Origin of the sequence: Actinoallomurus acaciae, from assembly GCF_042429965.1 — a bacterium.
Taxonomy (GTDB): Bacteria; Actinomycetota; Actinomycetes; order Streptosporangiales; family Streptosporangiaceae; genus Actinoallomurus; species Actinoallomurus acaciae.
The window spans coordinates 1-7237 of record NZ_JBHLZP010000410.1; the positions used below are offsets into that span (position 1 = coordinate 1).

Below are 7237 nucleotides of genomic sequence, written 5' to 3' on the forward strand. Positions count from 1 at the left end.
GTTGCCGACGCTCAGCAGCCCGGCCAGGCTGTTCGCCGCGTCGCGGCCGGCGCGGTTGGCGCCGACCGTCGAGGCGGACGGTCCGTAGCCGATCAGGTGCACGCGCGGCTCGGCGGCCACCGCCGTCCCGTCCATGACGATGCCGCCGCCAGGCCCGCGCAGCCCCAGCGGGGCGAGGTGATCCAGCGCCGCCCGGAAGCCGGTCGCCCAGAGGATCGCGTCCGCCCGCTGGAAGCCGCCGTCGGCGAGCCGTACCCCGGTGCGTTCGATGCGGGTGAACATCGGATGCCGTTCCAGCTCACCGCGGGCCGCGGCGGCACGCAGCGCCGGCGTCCACACCAGACCGGTCGCGGACACGACGCTTCCCGGCGGCAGGCCCTGCCGTACCCGCTCCCGCACGCGTGCGACGGCGGCGCGGCCGAACTCCCGGCGGTCGAACGGCTCGTCGATCCAGACCGGCGCGCGCCGGGTGAACCACGTCGTCGTGGCGACCTGGGAGATCTCGACGAGCAGCTGCACGGCCGAGACACCGCCGCCCACCACCAGCACGTGCCGGCCGGTGAACTCCTCGGCCGACACATAGTCGGCCACGTGCAGCTGCCGCCCGGCGAACTCGAACCGCCCCGGATAGTACGGCCAGAACGGCTTCGTCCACGTCCCCGTCGCGTTGACGACCGCACGGGCCGACCACGACCCCGCGCTCGTCTCCACGAGCAGCCGGCCGTGCGGGTCGTCGCCGGCCCGGCGTACGGCACCGACCCTGACCGGCCTCAGCACCGGTAGCTCCTGCCTCGCCTCATAGTCGGCGAAGTACCTCGGCAGCGCATCGGCGCTCGGCTCGCACGGGTCCGGCTCCGGCCGCGCCATTCCCGGCAGATCGTAGATGCCGTTCACCGTCGCCATCCGCAGCGAACGCCAGCGGTGCCGCCACGCGCCGCCGGGACCCGTCTCGCCGTCCAGGACCACGAATCCCCGGCTCTCCGCCAGGCTCCGGCCGCCACGGGGGACGGCCGCCGGGACGAAGCCCCGGCGGCGCAGGTGATGGGCGGCCGAGAGGCCGGCCTGCCCGGCGCCGATCACGACCACGCCGACCGGCCGGGCCTGCGTTTCGGCGGGCCGGGGCTCGAGAGCAGAGACGATGCTTGACGTCACGTCCCGACAACACCGTCGCCCCCGGGCGGCATCCCGCGCTTCAGCCCTTGCGGCTCATGCCGGCGAGCAGCCATCCCGAAGGGGCTCGAGCCGGCCGGTCGGGCCGCCACCGCGGAGGGAGGACCAGCCCGGGCTCGATGAGGTCGAGCCCGCCGAGCAGGGCCGTGATCTGCTTTCGATCGCGCAGCACCACCGGCACTCCGGCGCCCTCGGCCAGGCCGTTCAGGAAGTCCAGGTCCTCCGGGCCCCATCCTTCCGAGGTGAAGTGGCAGATCGCCAGGTGACTGCCGGGGACCAGGGGCTCGCTGAACGCGGCCACGATCCCGGCCGGATCGTCCGCGTCGACGATGTAGTGCAGGACGGCCACCATCAGCACCCCGACGGGCCGGCTGAAATCGATCAGGCGCGTGACGTCCGGGTCGGACAGGATCTCGTCCGGGCGCCGGATGTCCGCGTGAATCGCCGTCGCGGTGGTGGAGCTGGACAGGAGCGCCTGGAAGTGGGTGACGGGAACCGGGTCGTTGTCGATGTAGACGACCGTGGCCTCCGGGTCCTTCTCGTGCACGAGCTCGTGCACATTGCCGCGCCCGGGCAGCCCGCAGCCGAGGTCGAGGAACTGCCGGATTCCGAGGGAGAGCATGTGGCGTACGGCCCGCCGCATGAACTGGCGGTTCTCGCGTACCGCGTTGATGGCGGTGGGGAGTGCGGCGACGACCCGCTCCGAGGCGACCCGGTCGGCGGAGTAGTTGTCCTTGCCGCCGAGGGCATAGTCATACATCCGCGCATCGTTCGGCGCGGTGGCGTTGATTCTTCTCGGGAGAGGTTCGCGGTCGGCGATGGCGGGTCCTTCGCGGTCCGGAAGCGCAGCTCAGGAGTTTAACGCGGCCACGCGCCCGATGAGCACCCGTTCGTCGGGCTACGTGCCGTTCCGGTCGACCAGGTTGAGCAGTGGGCGGCCTTCGGCGAAGCGGCGCAGCTGCTCGGCGATCAGGCGTTCGGCGCGCGGGTAGAACGTCGCCGAACCGCCCGCGACGTGCGGGGTGATCAGCACGTTGGGGACCGCCCACAGGGGATGGTCGGCCGGGAGCGGCTCCGGGTCGACCACGTCCAGCGCCGCGTACAGCCGGCCCGACGCGGTCTGCTCCAGCAGCGCGCCGGTGTCGATGGTGCCGCCCCGGCCGACGTTGACCACCAGCGCGCCGTCCGGCAGCGCGGCGAGCCGCTCGGCCCCGAGCAGCCCGGTGGTCGTGCTGGTCTGTGGCAGGGTGAGGATGACGAGGTCCGCGGCCGGGAGCAGGCCGGGCAGTTCGCCGATGCCGTGCACGCCCGGGCGGGCCCGGCGCGCGACCCGTACGACCTCCACCTCGAACGGCAGCAGACGTGCCTCGATCGCGACGCCGATCGATCCGTACCCGATGAGCAGGGCGCGGGAGCCGGCCAGTGAGCGGGTGAAGTGCGGCGCCCAGCGATGGTCGTCCTGCCGGCGCACCCAGTGCGGGATGTCGCGCCGCATGGCGAGGATCAGGCTCAGCGCGTGCTCGGCGACGCTCGCGTCGTGCAGGCCGCGCCCGTTGCACAGCACCACGCCGGCCGGAAGGTGCGGAAGCAGGTTCTCGACTCCGGCGCTGAGGCTCTGCACCGCCTCCAGCGCCGGCATCCGCGCCAGCAGGGCGGCGGCGCCGGGCCTGGCGTACGGCAGCACGTAGAACCGCACGGCGGACAGGTCCGTGGGCGGCTCACCGGTGCCGTCGTAGACCGCGACCGGCAGGTCGTCCGGCCAGCCGCCCATCAGGTCGGCGACGTGCGCCCACGGGACCAGCGCCCGGGGAGCACGAGGTGTCTCCGTCATGCCGTTCTCCCGCCCGCCCGTGCGAAGGGCATCACCGTCGGGGCCGGGGACCAGGATCGCACCGCCGTCGATCAGCGGCACGAACGAGGGCCGGAAGTGCGCCGTGCCGCCTGGCAGGCCATGCGCCGACCGTCGTGGCGGGGCTGCCGCTCGTTCGCGCCGGTGGGCTGTCCGCCTAGGAACGCCGCTGACAGAATCTCGGCCATGCCTACCTTCTCCGCACATGATGGGACCGATCTCGCCTACCACGTGTTCGGAGCGGGTGGCCCGCTGGTCTGCCTGCCGGGCGGCCCGATGCTCGGCTCGGCCTACCTCGGCGAGCTCGGCGGCCTGTCGGCGCATCGGCAGCTGATCATGGTGGACCTTCGGGGCACCGGACGGTCCGCGACACCGGAGGATGCCGCCTCCTACCGCTGCGACCGGCTTGTCGATGACGTCGAGGCGCTGCGCGAGCACCTCGGTCTCGACCGGGTGGATCTGCTCGCGCACAGTGCCGGAGCGAATCTCGCGGCGCTGTACGCGGCCCGGCTCCCCGAACGCGTCGGCGGGCTCGCGCTGATCACTCCGAGCACCCGGGCCGTCGGCATCGAGGTCACCGGAGAGGACCGGCTGGAGATCGCGCGGCTCCGCGAGGGCGAGCCCTGGTTCACCGCGGCCTTCTCGGCTCTGGAGGCAGTCGTGGCCGGCAACCCCACCGGCGAGGACTGGAAGGCGATCGACCCCTTCTTCTACGGGCGCTGGGACGCGGCGGCGCAGGCGCACAGCGCGGCCGCGGACGCCGAACGAAACGAGGAGGTGGCGGCCGCCTTCGGCGCCGCGGGTGCCTTCGCCCCGCCCGCGACTCGCGCGGCGCTCGCCGCGTTCGACGGGCCGGTGCTGCTGCTCGGCGGGGAGACCGACCTGAACACCCCGCCGAAGGCCGTGGTCGAATACGCGGCGCTGTTCCCCCGTTCCGAGGTCGTCATTCAGCCGGGAGCGGGCCACTATCCCTGGCTGGATGACGCCGGCCGGTTCACGGCGGCCGCCCGGACGTTCCCGGGATGAGGGTCACCGCCCGAGGGCGTGTTCGACGGCGTCGGCCATCGCCTGCCGGCCGGCGGCGTTCGGGTGCAGGTGGTCACCGCTGTCGTACCGGGGGTCGAGCAGTTCGGGATGCCCGGGATAGCGCATCGACGCGTCGAAATCGATCACGCCGTCGTAGACGTGGTTCCCGCGGATCCAGGCGTTGACGGCCTGCCGTTTGCCCTCCGCCGTCGCGCTCCAGTACGAGTAGCCCTCGGCCGGCGTCAGCGTGCCGATGAGGATCCGGACGCCGTGGGCGTGCGCGGCGGCGGCGATCCGCTGGTACGCGCCGATGAGGTCCTGCGGGGTGACGTCGGTGTTCGGCGTGAAGCAGCCGGTGTCCGGCTCCTGGCTGAAGCCCAGGTCGTTGACGCCCTCGAGAAGAACCGCGTCGCGTACGCCGGGCTGGCTGAACACGTCGCGGTCCAGGCGGGTGACCAGCGCGGCGCCGTAGCAGGAGGAGGGGGACAGCACTCGGTTGCCGGAGATGCCCTCGTTGGCCACGGCCGGCGCCTTCGTCCCGTACCGGGCGGCGAGCGAACGGGCCAGGAAGTTCGGCCAGCGGCTGTTGTCGTCCCGCTGCTGCTGAACCTCGGTGATCGAGTCGCCGACCGCGACGATCGTGCCGCGAGCGTGCGAGCGGACCTGGACGGCGTCGAGCAGGAACCAGGTGCTCACCGTCGTCGCGAACGCCGTACCGTCGGCGTCGGCGGCATGGTCGCCGCTCGCGAGGTAGTTCGTCGTCTGGGAGTACTGGTGATACGTGGCCTGCGCGACCGACCCCGGCGCGTACAGGCTGACGGCGAGCGAGCTCAGCGCCGGCACCGGCATCCGGATCGGGTCGCTGAGCACCGACCCGCCCTTCGGCACCACGACGGACGGTCCGCCGCCGAACGTCAGCCGGTGCGTCGTGGCCGGATCGAGGTCCGCGCCGCGCAACTGGCGGGCGACGGTCGCCGAGCGGACGGTCAGCGGCGCGTCGCCGAACGCGTTGGTGACCCTGATCCGCACGGCGTCCCCGCCCGCGCTCGTGTAGACGATGTCGCGCACCGTCTGGTCGTCCAGGGACTGCACCGACGACGCCAGCGGCGTGGGTGACATGGCCGAGCCGCTCCAGGTCGTCACCCACCCGCCGGCCTGACTCGGACGAGCCGCCTCGGTGCCCGCCGACGCGGTACCGGCGGAGGTGGCCGCGACGCCGATGAGCACGGGGACGGCCGCCAGCGCGATCGCGCGGTGGGAGTGCCGGGAGACTGAGAGAGGACTGCGCACGCTACCCGCCTTGACTCTTCGTTATGGAGCGGTGCGAAGTATGTGTTGATCAGTCCCGGCAGGACAATACGGACCAGGTGACCGCTATCGGCCGCTCAGCCCAGCAGGCCGTCGTCGCGGATGCCTCGCAGCACCTCGCGGGCGGCCTCCAGTGTGCGGTCGACGTCCTCCTCCGTGTGGGCGGCGGAGATGTGGTTCCGCTTGAGCGCCAGCGGCAGCATCAAGAAGCCGCGGTCGGTCATGCGGCGGTGGAAGGCCACGTACGCCTCGTCGTTGTCGCGCAGCAGGTCGCGGTAGCCGCGGATCGGGCCCTCGGTGAAGTAGAGGGCGAAGACGCCGCCGAAGCCGGCCGGCACCGCGGGGACGCCGAGCTCCGACGCGATCGCGCCCAGCCCCGTGCGCATCCGGTCGCCGAGCGCGTGCGTGCGCTCGTAGAAGTCCGGGTGGTCGCGCAGGTACGTGATGGTGGCGATGCCGGCCGCCGAGGACACCGCGTTGCCGTTGAACGTGCCGGCCAGCAGCACGTCGCCGCCCGCGGAGCTGAACCGTTCCATGAGGGTGCGCGGCCCGGCCAGCCCGGCGATCGGATAACCGTTGCCCATCGCCTTGCCGAACGTGGTCAGGTCGGGACGGACGCCGCAGATCTGCTGGTAGCCGCCCAGCGCGTGCCGGAACCCGGTGATGACCTCGTCGAAGATGAGCAGCGACCCCTGCTCGGCGGTGATCGTCCGGAGCCCCTGGAGGAAGGCGGTCTCCGGCATGAGCGCGCCCACGTTGTGCGGGATCGGCTCCAGGATCACCGCCGCGATGCGCTCGGGGTACCGCTCGTACAGCTCGCGCACGGAGTCCAGGTCGTTGAACTCGGCGATGACGGTCGCGTCGATCGCGTCCTCGAGGATGCCGCGCGAGAGTGGGTCGCGCCCGTACGCCCGGCCGGGCGCGGAGATGACGTTGCGCGCGACCGCGTCCTGCCAGCCGTGGAAGCCGCCCTGGAACTTCAGGATCAGCGGCCGGTCGGTGACGGCGCGGGCCAGCCGGACGGCCTGCGCGACCGCCTCGCTGCCGCTCATCGCGGAGATCATCTGCTCGGCGGACGGGATCGTCTCCACCACCAGCCGCGCCAGCTCGATCTCCGGCTCGGTCACGCCCCAGCCGACGAGGTCGATGCCGCCGACGGCCCGGCGTACGGCGTCGTTCACCTCGGGGGCGTTGTGCCCGAGCAGGATCGCGCCGAACGCGGCGTGGTAGTCGAGGTAGCGGCGGCCGTCGGCGTCGGTCACGTACGCGCCGGCGGCATCGGTGAGGACGTACGGCGCGCCGACCAGACGTGTCGCCGAGTTGACGCCGCCGGGGATCACGTCCCGGGCGGCGGTGAGCAGCTTGGCGCCGGTCGAGGTGTCGCCGGTGAGGTCCGCGGGTGTCATGGACAGGCCCCCAAGTCGAGGTGCCCGGCACGTGCGTGGCCACCGTCGCGGCGGGCACCTGGCCGCGGCCGTGTTCCATCCGCAGACTTCATGGAAAGTCATTCCATGTCAAGGGTTCGCCCAGCGTGTGACCTCGTCCTCATCCTCCGGCACCCCCCTTGACAGCCCGCGCCGGGTCGCTTCAGGATCGCTTCACATGGAACATCATTCCGCGTCGATCGGCGTGCTGGTCGTGGGCGTGGGCTTCATCGCCGAACAGCACACCGCGGCGATCCACGCCGACCCGCGGTCGCGCCTCGTCGGCATCGTCGACGTCGACGCGGGCCGCGCGGCCACGGCCGCGCGTGCGAACGGCGGCGTTCCCTGGTGGACCGACCTGGACGAGGCGCTCGCGAGCCCCGAGGCCGACGCGGTCGTCGTCTGCACGCCCAACCACACCCACGCTCCGATCGCGGTGGCCGTCGTCGAGGACGGCCGG

The 7237-nt window shown here is 72.6% G+C and carries 7 protein-coding genes; 2 read left to right on the forward strand and 5 right to left on the reverse strand.

Going from position 1 to position 7237, the window contains the following annotated elements; all coding sequences use genetic code 11:
- From ACFFNX_RS36595 to ACFFNX_RS36605, 3 genes are all read right to left on the reverse strand, one after another.
- Positions 1 to 1152, reverse strand: a 1152-nt coding sequence (locus tag ACFFNX_RS36595) for an NAD(P)-binding domain-containing protein (RefSeq protein WP_378210567.1), incomplete at its 3' end; no start/stop codon positions are given.
- Between the two features lie 40 nt (positions 1153 to 1192).
- A complete protein-coding gene (locus ACFFNX_RS36600) occupies positions 1193 to 1990 on the reverse strand; it encodes an SAM-dependent methyltransferase (RefSeq protein ID WP_378210576.1) in 798 nt (265 codons plus the stop codon).
- Between the two features lie 78 nt (positions 1991 to 2068).
- A complete protein-coding gene (locus tag ACFFNX_RS36605; protein WP_378210568.1) occupies positions 2069 to 3001 on the reverse strand; it encodes a 2-hydroxyacid dehydrogenase in 933 nt (310 codons plus the stop codon).
- A gap of 204 nt (positions 3002 to 3205) precedes the next feature.
- Here ACFFNX_RS36605 and ACFFNX_RS36610 point away from each other — a divergent pair, with 204 nt between their 5' ends.
- The gene (locus ACFFNX_RS36610; protein ID WP_378210569.1) at positions 3206 to 4045 is read left to right on the forward strand and encodes an alpha/beta fold hydrolase; all 840 of its coding nucleotides are present in this window, start codon (positions 3206 to 3208) and stop codon (positions 4043 to 4045) included.
- A gap of 3 nt (positions 4046 to 4048) precedes the next feature.
- On the opposite strand, the gene ACFFNX_RS36615 is transcribed toward ACFFNX_RS36610, so the two are convergent.
- The gene (locus ACFFNX_RS36615) at positions 4049 to 5335 is read right to left on the reverse strand and encodes an SGNH/GDSL hydrolase family protein (RefSeq protein WP_378210570.1); all 1287 of its coding nucleotides are present in this window, start codon (positions 5333 to 5335) and stop codon (positions 4049 to 4051) included.
- Positions 5336 to 5430: 95 nt separating this feature from the next.
- Entirely contained in the window at positions 5431 to 6759 is a 1329-nt protein-coding gene (locus tag ACFFNX_RS36620; protein ID WP_378210571.1) for an aspartate aminotransferase family protein, read from the reverse strand.
- Positions 6760 to 6955: 196 nt separating this feature from the next.
- Here ACFFNX_RS36620 and ACFFNX_RS36625 point away from each other — a divergent pair.
- A partial coding sequence (locus ACFFNX_RS36625) for a Gfo/Idh/MocA family protein (RefSeq protein WP_378210573.1) occupies positions 6956 to 7237 on the forward strand: 282 nt, incomplete at its 3' end.